We start from the raw sequence: 20,626 nt of genomic DNA on the forward strand, positions 1-20,626 counted from the left end.
CGTGAGCCTCAGCCGCGCGGCTGGATGAGCTCGGTGGAGAAGTAGCGCTCCATGCGGTCCGGGAACACGGTCACCACCTGCGCGTTCGGCCCCAGGCGCTTCGCGGCCTCCACCGCCGCCGCGTAGTTGAGGCCCGAGGAGGGCCCCACCGGGAAGCCTCGCTTGATGAGCGCCCGGGCGGTGCGCATGGCCACCTCGTCCGAGACGTTCAGCTCCACCAGCCCCGGCAGGTCCGCCTGCCGGTACAGCGTGGACAGCCCGTCCACCACCCCGGGCACGCGGGAGCTGAAGCTGCAGCACTCCATGTCGCTGCCCATGCCGGAGATGGGCTTGGCCACGAAAGGCGTCACCGGGCAGCCCGCCTCCGCGAAGGCCTGGTACAGCCCCACCACCGTGCCGCCCGTCCCTACGCCGCTCACCACCCCGTGCACCAGCCCGCCCGGCACCTGCGAGAGGATCTCCTGCCCCGTCCACACACGGTGCGCCTCGGCGTTGTCCGGGTTCTCGAACTGGCGCGGCGCGAAGGCCCCGCGCTCCTTGGCCAGCTCGGCTGCCTTGTGGATGGCGCTCCGGATGCCCTCGCCCCGAGGCACCAGCACCACGTCTCCACCGTAGGCGCGGATGGTGAGCACGCGCTCGTCCGTGACGCCCTCCGGCATGACGGCGATGAACTTCAGCCCCATCTGCGCCGAGGCCAGCGCCAGCGCGATGCTCGTCGAGCCGCTAGAGGCCTCCACCACCTCGCCGCCCGGGCTCAGCTCCCCCAGCCGCCACGCCTTCTCCAGCATGTAGCGCGCGATGCGGTCCTTCGTGGAGCCGCTCGGGTTGAGGAACTCCAGCTTGCACCAGATGGTCGGCCCCTCCTCCTGCAGGCGCACGGGCACCAGCGGCGTGGGGCCGATGGCCTGGAGGAAGCGGCCATCCGCGGGCAGGGGGCGACAGGGGGCGCGAGGGGGCATGGTGACGCGAGGATACTTCAAGACGCCGAGCCATCCAGGCTGCTCCGCCTGGGCTCCTGGCGCGCGTCGCCCGCCGTGATCGCCAGGGCGAATGCCGTCCAGGCACTCAACAACCCGCATGCCCCCCACAGCCTGGGGGACCCCCTCGTCCGGTCCGTCTGCTCCGTCCGCCGCTGCCTCGAGGACCGCCGCATCATCCGAGCCTCCTTCCGTGCTTCACCTGTGAAATGCGCGGGCGGGACGGATTGGACGAAGAAGAAAAACTCCCGGCCGCAAGGCCCAAGATGATCGACAGCGAACAGTCCGCCGCCCGCTGATCGGGCTCCCGAGGCCCGGAGGGCATCCGAACTTCCACCAGTCAACCCATGGCGCCGGGGGCGGTTCGCCTCCGGCCGGACAGTCCTGTCAGTCTCCAGGGCATGCCGAACGAGAAGCTCGTCTTCGCTCAATCCGTGGAGGCCCTCTTCGTCCGGTCGCTCGGACCGCACCTGACGTCCGAGGGACGGCGCGCCCTGCGCGAGGTCGGCCTGGATCTCTCCGAGCCGCTGCGGCCCTCCTATCCGCTGGAGCAGTGGCGCACCTTCCTGCGCGTGGCCGCGCCGGACGTCTTCCCCAAGGCCTCGCCCGACGCCGCCCACTTCGGCCTGGGCGAGCGCTACGTGCAGGGCTACCGGCAGACGGCCGTGGGCCGCGCGAGCATGGCGCTCGTGGCGCACCTGGGCCCTCGCGGCACGCTGGAGCGCGTCTCCCACGGCGCCCGCGCCGGCAACAACTTCAACGAGGTGCGCGTGAAGGAGATCGGCCACCGCGAGGCCACGCTCTGGATGAAGGACGTGTCCGCGGACAACCCGTTCTTCTCCTGTGGCTTCATCTCGGAGACGCTGCGAGGCTCGGGGGCCGCGGACATCCACGTGGAGCCCGTCGCCTTCGACGGCACCTCGGCCACCTTCCGCGTCCGCTGGGAGATCGCCTCCCGCCGCCCCGTCGTGGCCGCCGCGGCGGGGTAAGCCTGGCGCCTGGGGGGCAACTGTCGCTCCAGGTGTGACGCGTCGGCACCTCCAGTCTTTGCCGAGGGTTGCGGAGGGGCCTCCGGGCGACCCGACAGGTGGGTGCTCGCTGCATTGACGCCGTGCTGCACCTGTGTTCAGTCTGAGGGTGCGCCATGGCCCCGCAGATCTCGATCGATTTCCACGCCGCCCAGGCGGCGCATCCTTCCCTCCAGCCGTTCCACCCGGTGGTGCGGCGCTGGTTCGCGGAGCGACTGGGCGAGCCCTCGCGTCCCCAGGTGGAGGGCTGGCCGCTGATCCAGGGCGGGCACGACGTCCTCATCGCCGCGCCCACCGGCAGCGGCAAGACGCTCACCGCCTTCCTGGCCGCGCTGGACGGGCTCTTCCGGCAGGCGCTGGAGGGCACGCTGCCGGACCGGACGCAGGTGCTCTACGTGTCGCCGCTCAAGGCGCTGGGCAACGACGTGCAGAAGAACCTGTTGCAGCCGCTCGAGGAGCTGCTGGCCCGCGCCCGCGCGGAGGGCTACGCGCCCCAGGACCTGCGCGTGCAGGTGCGCACCGGGGACACGTCCGCCTCCGAGCGCGCGCAGATGATCAAGCGGCCTCCGCACATCCTCATCACCACGCCGGAGTCGCTCTACCTCTACCTCACCGCGGACCGGGCCCGGGCCACGCTGCGCGCGGTGCACACCGTCATCGTGGATGAAATCCACGCGCTGGCGCGGGACAAGCGGGGCAGCCACTTCACGCTCTCCATGGAGCGGCTCAAGGTGCTCACCGAGGTGCGCCCGCAGCTCATCGGCCTGTCGGCCACGCAGAAGCCGCTGGACAGGATCGCTGCCTTCCTCACGGGGGCCACGCTCCAGGAGTGCCAGCGGGTGGAGGTGGGCCACCTGCGGCCGTGGGACCTGACGGTGGAGATCCCCGACGCGGAGCTGGGCTCCATCGCCTCGCACGAGATGTGGGGGCAGGTCTACGACAGGCTGGTGCAGCTGACGTCCTCGCACCGCACGACGCTCATCTTCGTCAACACGCGGAAGATGGCCGAGCGCGTGGCGCACGACCTGGGCGAGCGGCTCGGCAAGGACAAGGTGGCGGCGCACCACGGCAGCATGTCGCGGGAGATCCGCCTGGCGGCGGAGGAGCGGCTGAAGAACGGGCAGCTCGTGGCGATGGTGGCCACCGCGTCGCTGGAGCTGGGCATCGACGTGGGCAACGTGGACCTGGTGGTGCAGCTGGGCAGCACCAAGGCCATCTCCGTGCTGCTGCAGCGGGTGGGCCGCGCCGGCCACTATAAAGGAGGCATCTCCAAGGGCGTGCTCTTCGCGATGACGCGCGACGAGCTGGTGGAGTGCGTGGCACTGCTCAACGCCGTGCGCGAGGGCGACCTGGACGCGGTGCGCATCCCCGAGAAGCCCATGGACGTGCTGGCGCAGCAGATCGTCGCCGCCTGCGCGTGCGAGGAGTGGGACGAGCGGGCCCTCTTCTCCACCTTCCAGCGCGCCTACCCGTACCGCGACCTGACGTGGGAGGAGTACCAGCAGGTGCTGGAGACGCTCTCGGAGGGCATCTCCCTGCGCCGGGGCCGCAGCGGCGTGCACCTGCACCGCGACAAGGTGAACCACCGGCTGAAGGGCCGGCGCGGGGTGCGGATTACGGCGCTGACCAACGGCGGCGCCATCCCGGACACCTTCAGCTTCGCCGTGACGGCCGAGCCGGAGGGCAAGGTGGTGGGGCAGCTGGACGAGGACTTCGCGGTGGAGTCCTCGCCGGGAGACATCTTCCTGCTGGGCTCCACGGCGTGGCGCATCCAGCGGGTGACGGGCAGCACGGTGCAGGTGGAGGACGCGAGGGGAGCCCCGCCCACGGTGCCCTTCTGGCGCGGCGAGGCGCCGGGCCGCACGGACGAGCTGTCCCTGCAGGTGGGCCGGCTGCGCGAGGAATTGCTGCGCCACGACGACCCGGCGGCCTTCCTGGAGAAGCAGCTCCGGGTGCCCGCGCCAGCGGCGGACGCGCTGCTGGGCTACCTGCGGCTGGGGCACAAGATGCTGGGCGTAGTGCCCTGCCACACCACGGTGGTGGCCGAGCGCTTCTTCGACGAGGCGGGCGGCATGCAGCTCGTCATCCACGCGCCCTTCGGCAGCCGCATCAACCGGGCGTGGGGCCTGGCGCTGCGCAAGCGCTTCTGCCGCTCGTTCGACTTCGAGCTGCAGGCGGCGGCTACCGAGGACGGCATCCTCCTGTCCCTGGGCGAGCAGCACTCCTTCCCGCTGGGGGACATCTTCGACTTCCTCCACCCGGACAACGTGCAGGAGGTGCTGGTGCAGGCGGTGCTCCAGGCGCCGCTGTTCGGCACGCGCTTCCGGTGGAACGCCACGCGCTCGCTGGCGCTCAACCGCTTCTCCGGAGGCAAGCGCGTGGCGCCCAACCTCCAGCGCGCCCGGAGCGAGGACCTGCTGGCGGCCGTCTTCCCCGCGCAGGTGGGCTGCCAGGACAACCACGGCGGAGCGGACATCGAGCTGCCGGACCACCCGCTGGTGAAGCAGACGATGGAGGACTGCCTGCGCGAGGCCATGGACGTGGACGGCCTGCGCCAGGTGCTGCGCCGCATCAAGGACGGGAGCATCCGCCTGGAGGCGCGGGACGTGCCGGAGCCCAGCGTCTTCGCGCACCAGATGATCCACAGCATGCCGTACACCTTCCTGGACGACGCGCCGGCCGAGGAGCGGCGGGTGCGCAACGTGGCGCTGCGGCGGGCGATGCCGGCCGAGGACGCGGCGGCCTTCGGCTCGCTGGACGCGGCGGCCATCGCCCAGGTGGTGGAGGACGCCGCGCCGCCGATGCGGGACGCGGACGAGCTGCACGACGCGCTGCTGCAGTTGGTGCTGCTGCGCGCCTCGGAGGTGCCGCGAGGGCTGGAGGTGCCGCTCTTCCAGCAGGGGCGGGTGGCGTGGCTGGAGCTGCCGGGCGGCCGCTTCCTGGTGCCGGCCGAGCGTGGCAGCGCGGTGCGGGCGCTCTTCCCGGACGTGGTGCCGCAGCCGCCGCTGCCGGTGCTGGAGGGCGACAGGCCGGTGGAGCGGGACGCGGCGGTGCTCCAGGTGGTGCGCGGGTACATGGAGATGCTGGGGCCCACCACGGCCGGAGAGCTGGCGCGGCTGACGCTGCTGGACGAGTCCGAGGTGAACCTCGCCCTTCACAACCTCGAGAGCACCGGAGGCATCCTCCGGGGCCAGTTCCGCCCGCGGACGGAGCCCGGAGCGCCGGGCGAGCCCGTGCCGCTCGAGTGGTGTGACAGGCGCCTGCTCCAGCGCATCCACCGGCTCACGGTGGGGCGGCTGCGCAAGGAGATTGAACCGCTGAGCGCGCAGGACTTCATGCGCTTCCTCTTCCGCTGGCACCACCTGGAGGAGGTGGATGCGCTGCGCGGCTCCACGGGCCTGCTCAAGGCGGTGACGCTGCTGCAGGGCTACGAGGCGCCGGCCTCGGCGTGGGAGCGCTTCCTGCTGCCCGCGCGCATGAAGGGCTACAACGGCGAGCTGCTGGAGCGCGCCAGCTATGGCGGCGAGGTGGCCTGGGGACGGCTGACGGTGAAGGACGCCCGTCCGCCTCCGGGGCCGCGTCGAGGCGCGCCGGTGACGCCTCCCGAGCCGGAGGCTCCGCGCGCCCGTGCGCCGCAGCCCACGCGCAACGCGAGCCTCACCTTCACCCGCCGGGAGAACCTGGACTGGATGCTGGCCGCCGCGAGGCCCAACGCGGTGTTCTCGGACGGGGGCGTGTGGCTGCCGCCGGACCTGTCCGCCGCGGCACGGGACGTGGTGGGGGTGTTGGAGCAGCGCGGCGCCTGCTTCTTCAATGACCTCGTCTCCCGCGCGCGCCGGCTGCCGGCGGAGGTGGAGGACGCGCTGTGGGAGCTGGTGGCGCGGGGGCTCGTCACGGCGGACGCGGTGCAGAACCTGCGCGTGCTGCAGAGCCCGGCCCAGCGTCGGCGCCAGAAGCTGCTGCAGCGCGGCGGCCCGGGGCGCTGGAGCCTGCTGGTGCCCTCCGAGCCGAAGCAGAGCGACGAGGTGCTGGATCAGCTCGCGCGCCTGTTCCTGCAGCGCTACGGTATCGTCTGGAGGGACCTGGCGATGCGCGAGGCGCTGGCGCCCACCTGGCGCGAGCTGCTCTTCGTGTACCGGCGCATGGAGGCGCGCGGAGAGGTGCGCGGGGGGCGCTTCGTGTCCGGCTTCGTGGGCGAGCAGTTCGCGCTGCCGGAGGCGGTGGACATGGCGCGAGCGGTGCGGCGCCAGGCGCCCTCGGGGGTGAGGGTGCAGCTGTCGGCGGTGGATCCGCTCAACCTCACGGGGGTGGTGACGCCGGGGCCGCGCGTGCCCGCCATGGTGGGCAACGTCGTGACGTGGGTGGACGGGATTCCGCAGGGCGTGGATGCGCTCGCGGAGGACGATGACGAGGGGCCGGAGGCACCCGAGGGCGAGGCGGCGGCGAGTTGACAGAGCGCCCCGAAGTGTCGCGCGAGCCACTTCGGGGCTGTTAGGGTCTCTCCTCTTTCGAGGAGGGGAACCGCGATGCGCCGTCTGCTCATCCTGGGGCTGCTGTTGCTCACCGCCTGTCCGGAGGAAACCCCGGGCGAGGAACCGCCCGCACCCGACAAGGGGCGCATCCAGGGCAAGCTGAACCCGTTCCGGGGCTCGGGGCAGGCCGCGGGCGTCTCGGTGAATCGGCCGCCGCTGCTCCAGGGGCAGGGCGCGGAGGAGCTGTCCCGAGCCTTCTCCCGGGTGATGGCGCAGCAGCGGCTGAAGAAGCGCCAGTCCGCGCTGGAGGTGACGTTCCCGAACATCCCCATCGTCCTGCCGCCGCCGGGTCCGCCGCCGCTCCACCGGCTGCCCACGACGGACCCCACCATCATAGGAGACGTCATCGTCCGCTTCGAGCAGGCGGGGCTGAGCGCGCCGCTGGCGCTGGAGCGGGTGCAGGTGCCCGGCTACCGCGTGGCGCACAAGGGCTTCGCCAGCGAGTACCTGCACCTGGTGGGCTTCGAGGCGCTGGACGGCCACGCGCTCACCGTGGAGGAGACGGGGCAATTGGTGGCGCGACTGGCGGAGGTGCCCGGCGTGCGCTTCACGGAGAAGAACCTGCGCATGTACTCGTCGAGGGCGCCGAATGATCCGGCCTACACCGCGCAGTGGCACTACCCGGCGCTGAACCTGCCCTCCGCGTGGGACGTGAACATTGGAGCGGGCAGCGTGACGGTGGCCGTGCTCGACACGGGCATCGCGACCCACCCGGACCTCCAGCCGCGCATCGTCCAGGGCTACGACATGATCTCCGACGCGGACAACGCGGGGGATGGCGACGGGCGTGACTCCGTCCCCATCGACATGGGCAAGGACGAGCCGGGCGGCGGCTCCTCGTGGCACGGCACGCACGTGGCGGGCACCATCGGCGCGGCGACGGACAACGGCAGCGGCGTGGCGGGGGTGACGTGGGCGGCGCGCATCATGCCGGTGCGCGTGCTCGGCAAGAAGGGAGGCACCTCCTTCGACATCGCCGCGGCGATGAACTGGGCGGCGGGCGGCGTCGTGACGGGCATTCCCACCAACCCCACGCCGGCCCGGGTCGTCAACATGAGCCTGGGCGGGGCCTCCCCGCCGTCCAGCACGTACCAGGACATCATCAACCCGCGCGCGGCGGAGGGGACCATCTACATCATCGCCGCGGGCAACGAGAGCACGGACACGACCAACAGCACCCCGTGCAACCAGGACAACGTCATCTGCGTGGGCTCGACGAACTTCGCCGGCCGGCGCAGCAGCTTCTCCAACTTCGGCGCCCAGGTGGACGTGATGGCGGCGGGCGGCGAGATGACGGAGGACCTCAACGGAGACGACTACCCGGACGGCGTGCTCTCCACGGCGTTCAGTGACGATGGGACGCCGGGCTACTTCTTCCAGCAGGGCACGAGCATGGCCACTCCGCATGTGGCGGGGGTGGTGGCGCTGATGAAGTCGGTGAACCCCGGGCTGAGCGTGGCGCAGGTGGAGAACCTCCTGAAGACCACCGCCAGCAAGAGCAGCCAGTGCAGCGAGGGGTGTGGCGCGGGCCTGGTGAACGCGCAGGCGGCGCTCAAGCGGCTGACGGGCGCCGCGAACGAGCCGCCCAGCCTGGGCCTCACCACCACGCTCTTGTCCTTCCGAGGCAGCGGCACGCAGCGCATCCTCCTGTCCAACCTGGGCGGGGGCTCGCTGCGGGTGACGGCGGCGAAGTCGGGCGCGCAGGCGGCCGCGGTGTCGCTGCCGAACCCGACGGTGACGGTGGCGGAGTTCGGAACGGAGGTGCTGGAGGTATCGGTGAACACGGGAGGGCTGGCCAACGGGGACTACTCGGCCATCCTCACGCTCACGGGGACGAACGCGAGCAACGGGGCCGCGGCGGGTACAGCCACGGTGTCGGTGAAGATCCGCGTGGGCGCGGCGGCGGACCTGGATGCGTTCATCGCCTTCGCGTACCAGGACAGCCAGGGCGCGTGGAAGATCGAGGACGAGGCCGCCGGAGTGGTGAAGGCCTCGTCGAGCTACCAGTACTTCATCGATCTGCCGCCGAAGACGTACTACACGATCGCCACCATCGACGACGACCAGGACGGCGAGTTCTTCGAGGACGGCGAGCGCACGGGCTTCTGGCGCAACGTGGACGACTTCGAGCCCATTCCGCTCACGGTGCAGCAGGTGGTGTCCAACATCAGCTACGACCTGGTGCCGCTGGCGCCCATCGACGACACACCGACGCTGGTGGTGGGCAGCGCCTGCGGCAGCAACGCGGACTGCCCGGATGGAGGGCGCTGCGTGACGGCCTATCCCGGCGGGTACTGCACGCGAGACTGTGACAGGCAGGCATGCCCGGCGGGCTCCAAGTGCTACATCGTGGACTCGGCCTCCGGAGCCCGGGCCTGCATCGCGAGCTGCTCGGGGCCGGGCGGGGGGCAGAGCACCTGCCGCTCGAGCTACGTCTGCTACGACGACGAGGCGGGCGGGGGCCAGTGTCTGCCGGACTGCCGCGCGCTGGACATCTGCGGTGGCGCCGGCTTCGCCTGCAACGCCAGCGGCTACTGCCAGTAGCGCGGGCGGGAGGCCAGGGCTCAGCTCAGGGCCTTGGCCGCCGGCAGGTGGACGCGGAAGGTGGTGCCCTGGCCCACCTGGCTCTTCACGGTGATGGTGCCTCCCAGCGCGGTGATGATGCTGTGGACGAGGGAGAGCCCCAGCCCGGTGCCCTCGCCCACGGGCTTGGTGGTGAAGAAGGGATCGAAGATCCGGTCCAGGTTCTCCTGGGGGATGCCGCAGCCGGTGTCGCGGATCTCCACGGCGACGAGCTCGGGTGTCTCCAGGCGCCCGTGGATGCGGATCTCGTTCTGCTCCACGTGGCCCTCGGGGATGGCCTGGGCGGCGTTGATGAGCAGGTTGAGGAACACCTGGCCCAGGCGCGAGGAGTTGCCCAGCACGGGGGGCAGCTCGCCCAGCTCCTCCACCAGCCGCGCGCGGCGGCGAATCTCATGCGAGGCGATCTTCACGGCGGCGCTCAGCACGAGCTTCAGGTCCGCCCGGCCGCTGCCGACGTCGTCCGGGCGTGAGAGCGTCTTGAGGTCCTGGACGATGACGCGCACGCGCTCGGCGCCCTCCTTGGCCTCCGTCATCGCGACGAGCAGCTCCTGGCGCTCCTCCTCGGAGAGGGTGCACTGCGTGCGCTGGAGCTCCTTGTGGACGTAGTTGAGGTTGCTGAGCACGTAGGCCAGCGGGTTGTTGATCTCGTGGCCCACGCCGGCGGCGAGCCGGCCCATGGAGGCCAGCCTGTCGGTGAAGATGAGCTGGGCCTGCATGGTCTGCAGCTGCCGCAGGCTGGAGGCGAGCTGGGAGTTGGCGCTCTCGAGCTCGCCGGTGCGCGCGCGCACCATCTGCTCCAGGGCCGAGTTGTAGCGGTGGAAGTCGCGGGCGGCCGTCTCCACGTCGCGGCGGCGCTCGCGCTCGGCGGCCTCTGCTTCGGCCTGGAGCATGCGCTCCTTCTCGCGCACGGTGGCGCGCAGCTCCTCGGCCATGCGGTTGACGGCCAGGGCGAGCGAGCCGAGCTCATCGCGGCTCCGGGACGGCACCACCCCGGAGAAGTCCCCATGGTGGATGCGCTCGGCGCTCGCGCGCAGCTCGCGCAGCTGCCGGAGCAGGGGCACCAGGATCGCCGCCGCCATCAGGCCCAGGGGCAGGGCGGCCCCGAGCGGCGCGAGCCAGCCGATCCACCGGGAGCGCCGAAGGCTCTGCTCCAGCAGCGCCTCGAGGCGCCGATGCCGCTCGCGCTCGGAGGCGATGCGCTTGTCGAGCAGGGGGCTGACCTCCTGCTCATAGGTAGAGAAAAGCTCCCACCAGCCCCCGACGGCGGAGGCGCTGGCTCCAGTGGGACGGAGCACCACCTCGACGCCGTCGGCCCACTTGCGCTGGGCGTCGATGAGGGCCTCGATGAGCTGCTGCTCGTGAGGGGGAGCGGGGAAGTCCTGCCACTGCAGCTCGGCGCGCAGGCCCTCCTCGAGCTGGAGGAGATCCTCCTGGAGGACCTTCTGGTAGTCGCGCAGCACGGAGCGGGTGTCATGGCCCACGCGGCTGGCCTGGAGCAGATGGCCGAGGTAGCTCCAGGCCTGGTGACGCATCTCGGCATAGACATCCAGCTGTCGGTCCAGGGTCTCCAGCCGGAGGCGGAGCTCCTCGGCGCGCGCGGCGCCGCGGGAGAGCACGGCACCGAGGATGGCCACGAGGGCGAGGGCCACTCCCGCGAAGAGCAAGACCTTGGTGCGGATCGACATGGCGAGAGGGAGCGGTGGAGAGGGGGACGCGGGCACAAAATCCCACGTCTGCCATCAGCCACTCCATACCGTTGGAGGCGTGTTGAAGGCCAGACATTAACGGGGAGACAGACGGGGTGGCACTGTCCGTTCGGCCCTGCTGTCTGACTTCACGGCCGCCGCGCTACCGCGAGCTCGATGCTCCCAGCAGCACGCGTGCATCCATGCGCACCGGAGAGGTGCCGCCGATGAACGCCACCGCGATGCCGGCAAAGCACATGGCGGTCCCCAGCCACTGGAGGCGGCGCAGGCGCTCACCCGGCAGCAGCAGGTGCAAGCCCAGCGCGGAGAAGACAGGCGAGGTGTAGAGGAACACGGCCACGTGTCCCGCGCTGGTGTAGCCAGGAGCCCCACGAGCAGCGCCGCGAGGCCCGAGCGCAGCGACGCCTGGAGGATGGGAGCCATGTCCTGGGCCGCCAGCTTGATGGCTACCTGCTGAAGGCCCCACAGGGCGCACAGCAGGAGCATCACCTGGAAGCTGAAGGCGTCGGTCCCGCGGCGGGTGCTCATCGGGAGGCATTCATCGGGGAAGAGGTGAGCCGCAAGTCGAAGGGACAGCCGTGGGACACGGGGGGCATGGCGAAGCACCGATACCAGAGGCCGCATGCCAAGGTGGCGCCGAGCTGGCCGCCTGTTCGGTCAGGCCAGCGTACCAGCTCCGCTGAGGCTACCCACAAGGAGGCCGTCTATGCTCGGTACACCGAGGCCCTGCTTCCAGATGGTACGCGTTTCCCCGTCAGCATCATTCTTGGGGACCAGACGGGGCTCACCACCAAGAATCCCGGTTCGACTCCTGGTCAGGCCCGCCTGCCGAGGTCCTTGGCTGCTCGGGCTGTTGAGCTCTGGCCCTGATGCTGGAGCCCGTCCCCGTCCTGACGGGGCCTTCCGCGCGGCCGTCCCGCTTGCCCTCGGCACACGGCTCCCTTCACTCAACCGGTTCGAGGGGACCCCTCGCGGCGCGCTTTGGGCGAACTGGTATGCTTGTAGGACCAGTTGGTTCGAGGTGTCGCCCCTCGCGACGCACTCGACCGTCTCACTCCGTGGACGCACCATCCAGCAACGGAGACAGTCACAGAGCTTCCAGTCGTAGGTGGCCTCTCGGAGAGGGAGTGGTCCGGACCCTGCAGTAGCGGCCGGACACCCCAAGTCCACGAACTCTCCGAGGTCCCCATGTCGTCCCAGCCGCAAGCCTTGTGGCTCCTCTTCCTTGTCACGCTCGTTCTTCTTCTGCCCACAGCCTCGCCTGCCGCGGTCTGCGAGCCCGGAGACGTCGCCTCCTGCCGCCTGTCCAATGGATGTCCGGGTGAGAAGATGTGCGTGGGAGTTGGGTACTGGGGGGGATGCCAGCCCTTCGAGGGGATGGGAACGGCCTCCTGCACGACGTCGGCGCAATGCGGCTCGCTGCCAGGAACGGCCTACTGCGATAGCGAGGGCGGCATCGCGGCCTGCAAGGCCACCGAGGTGTGCAACGGCTGTGACGACGACCTCGACGGTAAGGTGGACGAGGCTCCGAACCAGGGCTCGCACACCCTGACGCGAGCGTGCACCAATGCTTGTGGAGTGGCGGGCACGCAGACCTGCAACGGCAACCCATGGGGGGCCTGCTATGTCCCCACCGAGGTCTGCAACAGCTGCGACGAGAACCTCGATGGCCTCCTCAACAACGCTCCGGGCCGATACGACAGATTGAAATGAGGAGGCATTGTGCGTCAATTTTTGATTGGTGCTGTGTTGGTAACGGGTCTGGCTTGTCTTCCGCAGGGTGGAAAGAAAGTGAACTCCCCCGGCGACGACGGGTTGGAAGTGACAAACGGACAGACGGGACTTGCGGCACTGTCTTGCGTCCGGGAGGTCGCGCGAGGGTGTTATTTTCCCACGGGAGTCTTTAATCCCTGGAATGGGCCGCCAGACGAATTTGAGCGCACCTATTACTCCGTACGACTGGCGGCGATGAGAGAACCGAATCTCTTCGATGCTGAGACGCTTCTACCCTCCTCATATCGATGCACGGTTGATCGCGATTCGGGAAGTATCCAAGTTGCCAGAATCTGGCGTTGTGGGAGCAGCGCTTGTCTGGCGCACTCGCTGTGGGACAAGACCCAAGGCGAGATAGGGGCTATGACTGCTCAAAAAACATGGACCTTGACCGAAGAGCAGTGGCAAGACTTCGCTTCCCGAGTCAGTAGTTGCGGCATACGGCAGGTCGCTGGCCGCAAACAACTGAAGAGCGGGGTGCTCTACATGCATGCAACTGCCTTCGTTTTCGAAGCCATCGAGAATGGGGCGTATTGGGTCAAGGTCGCCGATTATCCCCAAGATGCAGACGGCAACGCAGGCCTGTTCGATCTTTGTGGCTTCATGCTGAATATGGGGGCTTCAGGGAATGCCCGAGATGCTGGTCAGAGCGGGTAGTCCATGCGCCGCTATGAGCAAGGCGTACGGTGTTGGGCGAGGCTCCCTCCGGAGCAGTTTCCACGGCTGCAGTTCATCGCTCATGAACTTGGGCATCGCTATAGCCTCCAATATGAGGACAATCGCTACGGCATAGAGGTGGATGGAAAGATGCTGTGGAGACATGATGTGACGGCGATTGACTGGGAGAATGCTCTGCGACTCGAGGGGAGTCCCAAAAGACCCTACATGGGAGGCACCGGCGGACGCCGCAGCCATTCCTTACCTATATGCCCCCAACTCCAATGCGATGTCCATAAGGCAGGTGGTCAAAATGAGAACACAAATGAGAGTGGATTTTGTGGAGTTGCTCTGCTTGGGAGGTTTGTTTTTGCTTGGCGCATGCCAAAAACACTCTGCGGGCGCAGATGCTGGATCTTCAGTCCGGGATGGGGCGCTTGGGGATTTGAGCATGTGCTGTGGTGGACAAGAGGCCAAGCCCGAGGAGGAGCGCTGGTGCTCGGTGCGTTGCTCCAGGGATGCGGACTGTCCTGGAGGGTGTCTCTGTTCTTGCGAGGAGGAAGGCTGTTCGGTGGCGGTTGCTGCTGGGGCGTTCGGGAGCAGCGATGGGCAGTGTCTTTCTCGCGAATACTTGAGGGAGATCAATTGGCGTATGATGAAAGATGGCGGGCTCGGCACTGATGCAGGGTCCCGAAACGAGGCTGTGGAGCAGGCGGATATATTCAAGCTTGACTGCCTGAAGGTGAGACCCACGTTCGTGTCAGAGCGGTTGATCGAGCACTGGGCAAGAGCGGGCCTGCGCGGCCTTGATTTTCAGGAGGCATGGCATGGATGAAGCATCGATTTGGGGGGCCCGCTTCCCTGTCTCTGGCGGGTCTAACCACCAGGAGACCCGGTTCCGCACGGGATGCTCGTTCGGTTCCTGGGGATGTCGCTTGCTCTGGCTGGGATTGGCTCGGGGTGTGCGCACGTGCAACTGTGCAAACAGGATTCCGACTGCGCAGAGCAGTTTGCTTGCTATGGCGTAAAGGGGCATCAGCAATGTAACCCGCGTTGCGATCCCAATGCACTCGAGAATACGTGCCCCTCAGGGATGAGCTGTTTGCCACAGGAAGCTCAGCCCAATACGGCTCGTTGGGTGTGCGGTGTGAGTGAGCATTAGGCCGACTGCCCATGAGGATCTCCACCAGATCGTTTGCAATCCGAGCAGGACCCTCCCAGGATGGTGGGAGCGTGGTTCGCGCGACATTAGCGGGGAGCCAGAGCGCAGTCGAGCCTCTGAAACTCGCGGCTGTCCTGCGCCATGCGGACCTTGCTGACGAGAGCACAGCGAGCGAAGCAGCAGCGGATACTGAGGCTGTTCTGTATGCGCTGGTGTCGGCTGCCATGGACGCTGAGCGAGGAGGGACGACCGCAGAGCCAAGGAGGTGGGCCGTTACCGCGCTGAATAAGGCGCAGAGCGTTGCAGCCAGATGCGGAACGTATTTCTCGGGGGCGCTGGTCGTTTCGATCGGACAGCGGGTTGTCGCTGCCACAATAGGAGATGTGGGCGTGTGGGCAGTGCACGGCGCGGCGACTCGCGCATTGACTGCTCCCACGGAACTGGCCATCCCAGGCCAGGGGCCGTCAGGCGTGCTGTCCGCGGCACTGGGCGTGGGCTATTCGGAGGAGAAGATCCAGATGTGCCAGGTGGAACTCTCTCGAGGCGAGTGGGGCGTGCTGGGCGTGGGGTGCGGTCTTTGCGCTGAGGAGGACTGGCGCGGCGTGGTTCACGGCCTTGCTGATGCGGAGGGCGCGCTGGAATGCTTTATCTGTGGGCAAGAGAAGCCATCGCTCGCCGCGGTGTTCAGTCCCCCGGGGTTGTGAATGGAAAGTTGCAATAACTGCACGAGGGTGAGCGAAGCGTGGGAGGAGTTCTCTTCACGGTTTGCAACCGAGGACGACTCTCTTGAGTACTACGATGGGCCCGTGTCGGGGTGGGTTCGATGCCGTGCCTGTGGTCAATGGTTTGCGTTTGACTGTCAGGCCGTGGTTTGGGGAGTGCTCTGGCACTGGAGCCTCGTCCCGGTGACGAGCAGGGATGGCACCCATCCACGGGAGGTCTTTCGAGGACGGGTGAACAGGTTGGGGACGGAGTGGATCAGTGTCGTGGAGGATCGACGCGGTGGCGGTGCCTCCATCTGCTCTGGCAGACGCGTGGCGGATGAGGTGGCGAGTCCGCCTGCACCCTCGTTGTATGAAGGCAGGAACAAGGGTTGACGGGGCGTGCGTCGCCGCACTTCGTTTGCGCAGGGAGGATGGCGTTCCATGGCTGTTGGCGGCGACTCACGGAATGACGGGTACCTTGCGCGCGCGCGACTTCCCTCGAACAGCGGCAGCAAGTCGTTCGAATTGCGGCTGAGGGAGCGTGCTCCGGCAGGCGATGGCTCGCTCCTCCTCGTGGAAGTGGCCTCGAGAGGAGAGATGTTCGAGCGCGGCACTCGCACGGTGGGTGGGCTCGTGCCCGACTTCGAGTGGGTGTTTCCTCAGCTGCTCGTGTCGTCGAAGGCTCTGGTCGAGCTTCACGCTTCGGTCAGGCGCTCGCTGGAGGACCTGGAGCCGTTCGCGTCGCGGCTGGGCGTGGGTGAGTGCGTCCTGGACATTGATTTGGGCCATCGTCCTGAGACGTCGATCAGGCGTGACCAGCCAGCCGCCACCATCGTGTGTGGAGTCGCTGCGTCGCGAGCGGAGTGTGCGTTCGCGGTGGACCCGTCATGCCTCCTCGAGCAGGCTGAAGGGCTCGAGCTCATGGTCTCGCTCATCCGATGAGGAGTACTTCGTGGCCGAGGACTTGTTAGGAAGAGGCATGATCGCCAGGCCCCTCCCAGTCGTGTACGTCGACATCGACGACACCTTGGTCCGCAGCTTCGGGTCCAAGAGAGTGCCGATGAGTACGATGGTTGCGCTCGTGCGCTCGCTCAAGGAGCACGGCGCGCTGCTGTATTGCTGGAGCAGCGGAGGGGCGGCCTACGCCCGCTCGGCGGCAGGGGAACTGGGCCTGGGTGATTGCTTCGAGGCCTTCCTCCCGAAGCCCCAGCTGATGCTCGACGATGTCCAGCTCGAGAAGTGGAACGTGGTGCAGCTGCACCCGGCCGAATGCTCATCCCTCACTGCCGCGGAGGTCTTGGGGCGGCTCAGCCGGTGAGCGAGGCGTCACCCGGTAGCTGGTGGACATTTCGCACGGAGTGCCAGTTCCATCTTCCGCCCCCCGAGCCCATCCTCCCAGGTGCCTTGCTCACAATGTCCAAGACAACCCTCCTCCAGCGGTTGAAGGCCGAGACCCGGCCGCACCACGAGCGCGCCGAGAGCGCCGTGCGCCTCATGGAACCGGGCCTCACCCTCGAGCACTACCGCCACCACCTGGAGGCGCTCTACGGCTTCTTCGCCCCGCTCGAGGCCTCACTCGCCTCGCTGCTCACGGGCCTCATGCCCGAGCTGCGCGTCGACGAGCGCTGGAAGCTGCCCCTGCTCCTGAAGGACTTGCGCGCCCTGGGGCATGACGCCGCTTCGCTCGCGCGCCTGCCTCGCGCCACCCAATTGCCACCGCTGCCCGGGCTCCCCGAGGCGCTCGGCTGCTTCTACGTGCTGGAGGGCTCCACGCTCGGAGGCCAGCTCATCCTCCGCCACCTCCAGCGCCACTTTGCCGGCACTCCCGCCGGAGACTTCGCCTTCTTCAGCGCCTACGGCGAGGCGGTGGGCCCCATGTGGCGCGCCTTCGGCGAGGCCGTCAACCGCGCCTCCGAAGCCCAGGCCTCCGAGTCCTTCGACGCCCGAGTCATCCAGGGCGCCCGGGACACCTTCGACGCCTTCGAGCACTGGCTGCGCCAGGAGTCCGCCGAGTTCACCACCTACCCCTGAGCTCGCGGCCCCGCGGGGCCCGTCTCAGGGCATCGCCGGCATGCTGCCGCGCAGCAGGAAGAACACGAGCACGCCCGTCACCGACACGTAGAGCCAGATGGGCGCCAGCCACCGCGTCACCTTGCGGTGCCGCCGGAAGTCCTTGCGCCACGCGAAGTAGAAGGCCACCAGCGCCATGGGCAGCACCGGCACCGACAGCACCACGTGGCTGGCCAGCACCGCCAGGTACACCGTGCGTCCCAGCCCGTCGCCCGCGTACTTCGTGTCTCCGTGCACGTAGTGGTACGCCAGGTACCCCACCAGGAAGAGCGCGGACGCGCCGAACGCGGACACCATCAGGTACTGGTGCACCCGCCGCGCTCCGCGTTTGATCGCCACCCACCCCGCCAGCAGCAGGCTCGCCGCCAGCGCGTTGAGGCTCGCGTTCACCGCCGGCATGAAGCGCAGATCCACGCCCACCGAGCCGCCGCGCCGGATCAGCAGCAGCCACGCCAGCAGCGCCAGTGCGGCCGCTGACACAATGCCCGTGAAGACGTAGAAGGTCCGATCCGTGACGCGGGACGCAGGGGCTTGGGCGACGTTCGACATGGCCTCCTGATTGTCTGGAAACTCGCACACTTGCAACTGGCCCGCGGCATGTAAGCCATGGGGCCACCTACACAGTGTGTGAAGCTGGACTTGGAAAAGATCGGAAATTCGGGCATAACGCGCATCCGAGTCGTCCAGTACCCAGTACCCCCCCCCGGAGGTCCCGTGCCTCACGTGCGTCGCTGTTTCACTGCCCTTGTGGCCATGGCCGCGCTGTTGCTGGCTACCCGCTCCTCGGCCGAGGAAGCGGTCTGTGCCCCAGTCGCCAAGGTCCCCTTGGAGCGGTACCTGCGCCAGCTGTCGCTGGATCTGCTCGGCCGCCCCCCCACCATCGAGGAGTACCGGGCCTACCAGGCCAAGGGCTCCGTCTCCGAGGAAGACATCCGCCAGATGATGAGCTCGGAGGAGTTCTACGAGCGCATGCGCGACTATCACCACGCGCTGCTGCGCTCGAACATCTCCGCCAGCGTCAATGACAACGGCGACTCGCGCCTGTCGAACTCGGGCGGCGAGTTCGTCCACGACGCCACCAAGGGCACCAAGCGCTACGAGCCGTACGAGCTGCGCGGCAACACCAGCACCGCCGTGCGCGGCGTCAACGGCCAGGGCTGCGACACCCTCATCCTCCAGAGCGCCTGCGGCGCCGGTGGCCGCCCGCTGCAGGATCCGCACGCGGACGACCTGACCGTCGAGGCCTGCTACGACGAGATGGGCGTCCCGCTGCCGGTCAGCTTCGACTACGACACCAACTTCTACGCCTGCGAGCGGCTGGACGCGACCAACGCCAACATCACCTCGTGCGACGCCAGCATGCTGAGGTTGGCGGGCAAGGAAGAGAAGTACGGGTACTTCTGCGACATGCGGTGGCTGGCGAGCGATCGCAAGCTCCACCCGTACCTGTGCAAGCCGGACCCGAACAAGAACACCACCGGCGCGCTGACGCAGGAGATCATGAACGCGGCGGGCACCAAGGTGGTGGCCTTCGCGCACCCCAACCCGCCGACGGGCACCTCGCTGACGCGGCTGGACCGGTGCACGCTGGAGCAGCCGGCGCGCAACGGCGTCAAGGGCACCTACGCTCCCCAGCGCGGCTGCATCCAGCGCGAGGGCGTGGAGAAGCGGCCCGCGCCCTTCTTCCACGCGGACCCCGCGGCGCAGGTGGCCGTGTGCGCGGTGGAGGCGCAGGAGCGCACCAGCAACCCGTGGACGATGGAGTCCTGCGAGACGGCGCGCTTCAGCCGCGACCGCACCTGCGGCTGCGGCCCGGGCATGCGCCGCTGCGAGGTGGCCGCCGTGCACACCGCGCGCGTGGCCGCCATCAACGAGGAGCCCTCGCGCATCACCGACTCGGTGGTCCGCAATGACGAGCCGTACTTCAACATCCTCACCACGCGTCGCTCCTTCGTGAACGGCACGCTGTCCGAGTTCTACCGCCAGCAGCAGGGCGTGGGCATCTTCACCGTCACCTCGCCCGCCAACCCGGACCTCATCCCGTCCATTCCCTACACGCAGCCGACCACGTGGCAGGAGTACACGCGGGACTCGCACCACTCGGGCGTGCTCACCACGCCGTCGTTCCTCTACCGCTTCCCCACGCAGCGGGCGCGCGTGAACCACTTCTACGAGGCCTTCCTCTGCAAGACGTTCGTGCCCTCGTCGGACCCGCTGCCGCCGCCGGAGGACAACTGCAACCGCGAGAACAACCTGGCCAAGAAGTGCGGCTGCAGCTACTGCCACGCCACCATCGAGCCCACCGGCGCGCACTGGGGCCGCTATGACGAGCGCAACGCGCTCTTCCTCAACCCGGAGCGCTTCCCCCGCCTGGATCCGAAGTGCCGCGACTGCGCCCTGGCCGGCGACACCAACTGCGGCGGCGAGTGCTCCCAGTACGTCATGCAGGCCTACGACGGCGACGGCGCCAACTCGCTGGGCATGCTCAAGACGTACCTGTACCGCACCCCGGAGGAGGAGGCGAACATCCAGAGCGGCCCGCAGCTGCTGGTGGAGCGCATGCTCCAGACGGGTGACCTGGAGCGCTGCACCGTCAAGCGCATCTGGCACGAGTTCCTCGGCCGGCCGATGACGACCGAGGAGCAGCGGCTGTACCTGCAGCAGCTGTCCGAGGACTTCTCTCGAAGCAACTACAGCCTCAAGACCCTCATCCAGAAGCTCCTGATGACGGACGCCTACCGGAGGATCGACTGATGCGCCGCCTGATCGCTCTCGCGCTGCTCGCGCTCGCGCCCGCCTGTTCCTCCAACAAGGAGGAGCAGCCCCTGCCGCCTCCCACCGAGGGACAGCTGGATCCCGTTCCCCACCCGCACGGCTCCGTCACGCCGCTGCCGGACCCGGAGGCGCAGTCGGGCTCGGTGGGCCGCGCGCCGCGCCGGCTCACCGTGGACCAGCTCGGCACGTCCATCCAGCACACGGTGGGCCGCCCGTGGGCGGACCTGACCCGCTTCTCCCAGTCGCTGGGCAAGGCGGACTACGCGCTCGTCAACAGCGAGAACACCGAGCCCAACCTGGTGTTCGCCAAGTTCCTCGAGGACGGGGCGCGCGTGGTGTGCCTGGGCCAGGCCACCGACGAGGTGAAGAAGCCCACGACGACCCAGCACGTGCTCACCGCCACCTTCACCACGCCCACCGGGCCGGTGGGGGACCTCACGCAGCTGTCCGACGCGCAGGTGAGCGAGATGCTCGTCTACCTGTCCACCCGCTTCTGGGGCGCGCCGCTGGCCGGTGAGGAGCTGACGAAGTGGAAGACGTTCTTCACCCAGGCAGCCACCCGGGCCAAGGCCATCAACAAGCCCGAGCAGGCCCTGGCGGCCACGTGCATCGCGCTGATGACCGACTCTCGCTTCCTCACCTACTGATGTCCTCGGGGA

Annotated in this window: 15 protein-coding genes; 11 read left to right on the top strand and 4 right to left on the bottom strand. The window is 68.6% G+C overall.

Features of this window, described 5'->3' with window-relative positions:
• Window positions 1-8: 8 nt before the first annotated feature.
• A complete protein-coding gene (locus KY572_RS13895; protein WP_224243080.1) occupies window positions 9-959 on the bottom strand; it encodes a PLP-dependent cysteine synthase family protein in 951 nt (316 codons plus the stop codon).
• A 419-nt stretch (window positions 960-1,378) separates the two neighbouring features.
• Between KY572_RS13895 and KY572_RS13900 the strand changes: the two genes are divergently transcribed.
• From KY572_RS13900 to KY572_RS13910, 3 genes are all read left to right on the top strand, one after another.
• The gene (locus tag KY572_RS13900; protein WP_224243081.1) at window positions 1,379-1,966 is read left to right on the top strand and encodes a DUF2378 family protein; all 588 of its coding nucleotides are present in this window, start codon (window positions 1,379-1,381) and stop codon (window positions 1,964-1,966) included.
• 155 nt (window positions 1,967-2,121) lie between these two features.
• Complete coding sequence (locus tag KY572_RS13905; RefSeq protein WP_224243082.1) at window positions 2,122-6,456, top strand: DEAD/DEAH box helicase; 4,335 nt, start codon at window positions 2,122-2,124, stop codon at window positions 6,454-6,456.
• Between the two features lie 75 nt (window positions 6,457-6,531).
• Window positions 6,532-9,081 carry a S8 family peptidase gene (locus tag KY572_RS13910; protein ID WP_224243083.1) on the top strand — a complete coding sequence of 850 codons (2,550 nt, stop codon included), beginning with the start codon at window positions 6,532-6,534 and terminating at the stop codon, window positions 9,079-9,081.
• A gap of 20 nt (window positions 9,082-9,101) precedes the next feature.
• On the opposite strand, the gene KY572_RS13915 is transcribed toward KY572_RS13910, so the two are convergent.
• Both KY572_RS13915 and KY572_RS47770 read right to left on the bottom strand, forming a co-directional pair.
• A complete protein-coding gene (locus KY572_RS13915) occupies window positions 9,102-10,805 on the bottom strand; it encodes a sensor histidine kinase (protein ID WP_224243084.1) in 1,704 nt (567 codons plus the stop codon).
• 163 nt (window positions 10,806-10,968) lie between these two features.
• Window positions 10,969-11,166 carry an EamA family transporter gene (locus KY572_RS47770; RefSeq protein ID WP_317987846.1) on the bottom strand — a complete coding sequence of 66 codons (198 nt, stop codon included), beginning with the start codon at window positions 11,164-11,166 and terminating at the stop codon, window positions 10,969-10,971.
• 1,037 nt (window positions 11,167-12,203) lie between these two features.
• Between KY572_RS47770 and KY572_RS13925 the strand changes: the two genes are divergently transcribed.
• The 6 genes from KY572_RS13925 (at window position 12,204) to KY572_RS13950 (ending at window position 17,153) form a co-directional block, all read left to right on the top strand.
• A complete protein-coding gene (locus KY572_RS13925) occupies window positions 12,204-12,539 on the top strand; it encodes a hypothetical protein (RefSeq protein ID WP_224243086.1) in 336 nt (111 codons plus the stop codon).
• Window positions 12,540-12,548: 9 nt separating this feature from the next.
• Window positions 12,549-13,256, top strand: a complete 708-nt coding sequence (locus tag KY572_RS13930; RefSeq protein WP_224243087.1) for a hypothetical protein — start codon at window positions 12,549-12,551, stop codon at window positions 13,254-13,256.
• Between the two features lie 1,233 nt (window positions 13,257-14,489).
• Window positions 14,490-15,122 carry a hypothetical protein gene (locus KY572_RS13935; protein WP_224243088.1) on the top strand — a complete coding sequence of 211 codons (633 nt, stop codon included), beginning with the start codon at window positions 14,490-14,492 and terminating at the stop codon, window positions 15,120-15,122.
• A 597-nt stretch (window positions 15,123-15,719) separates the two neighbouring features.
• A complete protein-coding gene (locus tag KY572_RS13940; RefSeq protein ID WP_224243089.1) occupies window positions 15,720-16,064 on the top strand; it encodes a hypothetical protein in 345 nt (114 codons plus the stop codon).
• Window positions 16,065-16,074: 10 nt separating this feature from the next.
• Window positions 16,075-16,440, top strand: coding sequence for a hypothetical protein (locus KY572_RS13945; protein ID WP_224243090.1), 366 nt, complete (start codon window positions 16,075-16,077; stop codon window positions 16,438-16,440).
• 95 nt (window positions 16,441-16,535) lie between these two features.
• Window positions 16,536-17,153: a biliverdin-producing heme oxygenase gene (locus tag KY572_RS13950; protein ID WP_224243091.1), complete on the top strand. Its 618-nt coding sequence runs from the start codon at window positions 16,536-16,538 to the stop codon at window positions 17,151-17,153.
• 24 nt (window positions 17,154-17,177) lie between these two features.
• On the opposite strand, the gene KY572_RS13955 is transcribed toward KY572_RS13950, so the two are convergent.
• On the bottom strand, window positions 17,178-17,741 hold the full coding sequence (locus KY572_RS13955) for a DUF420 domain-containing protein (RefSeq protein WP_224243092.1): 564 nt from the start codon (window positions 17,739-17,741) through the stop codon (window positions 17,178-17,180).
• Between the two features lie 204 nt (window positions 17,742-17,945).
• Here KY572_RS13955 and KY572_RS13960 point away from each other — a divergent pair, with 204 nt between their 5' ends.
• Window positions 17,946-19,946: a DUF1549 domain-containing protein gene (locus tag KY572_RS13960; protein ID WP_224243093.1), complete on the top strand. Its 2,001-nt coding sequence runs from the start codon at window positions 17,946-17,948 to the stop codon at window positions 19,944-19,946.
• Entirely contained in the window at window positions 19,946-20,614 is a 669-nt protein-coding gene (locus KY572_RS13965) for a hypothetical protein (protein ID WP_224243094.1), read from the top strand. Before KY572_RS13960 ends, KY572_RS13965 begins: the two co-directional genes overlap by 1 nt.
• The last annotated feature ends 12 nt before the right edge of the window (window positions 20,615-20,626 follow it).

This window comes from Hyalangium gracile (assembly GCF_020103725.1).
Taxonomy (GTDB): Bacteria; Myxococcota; Myxococcia; order Myxococcales; family Myxococcaceae; genus Hyalangium; species Hyalangium gracile.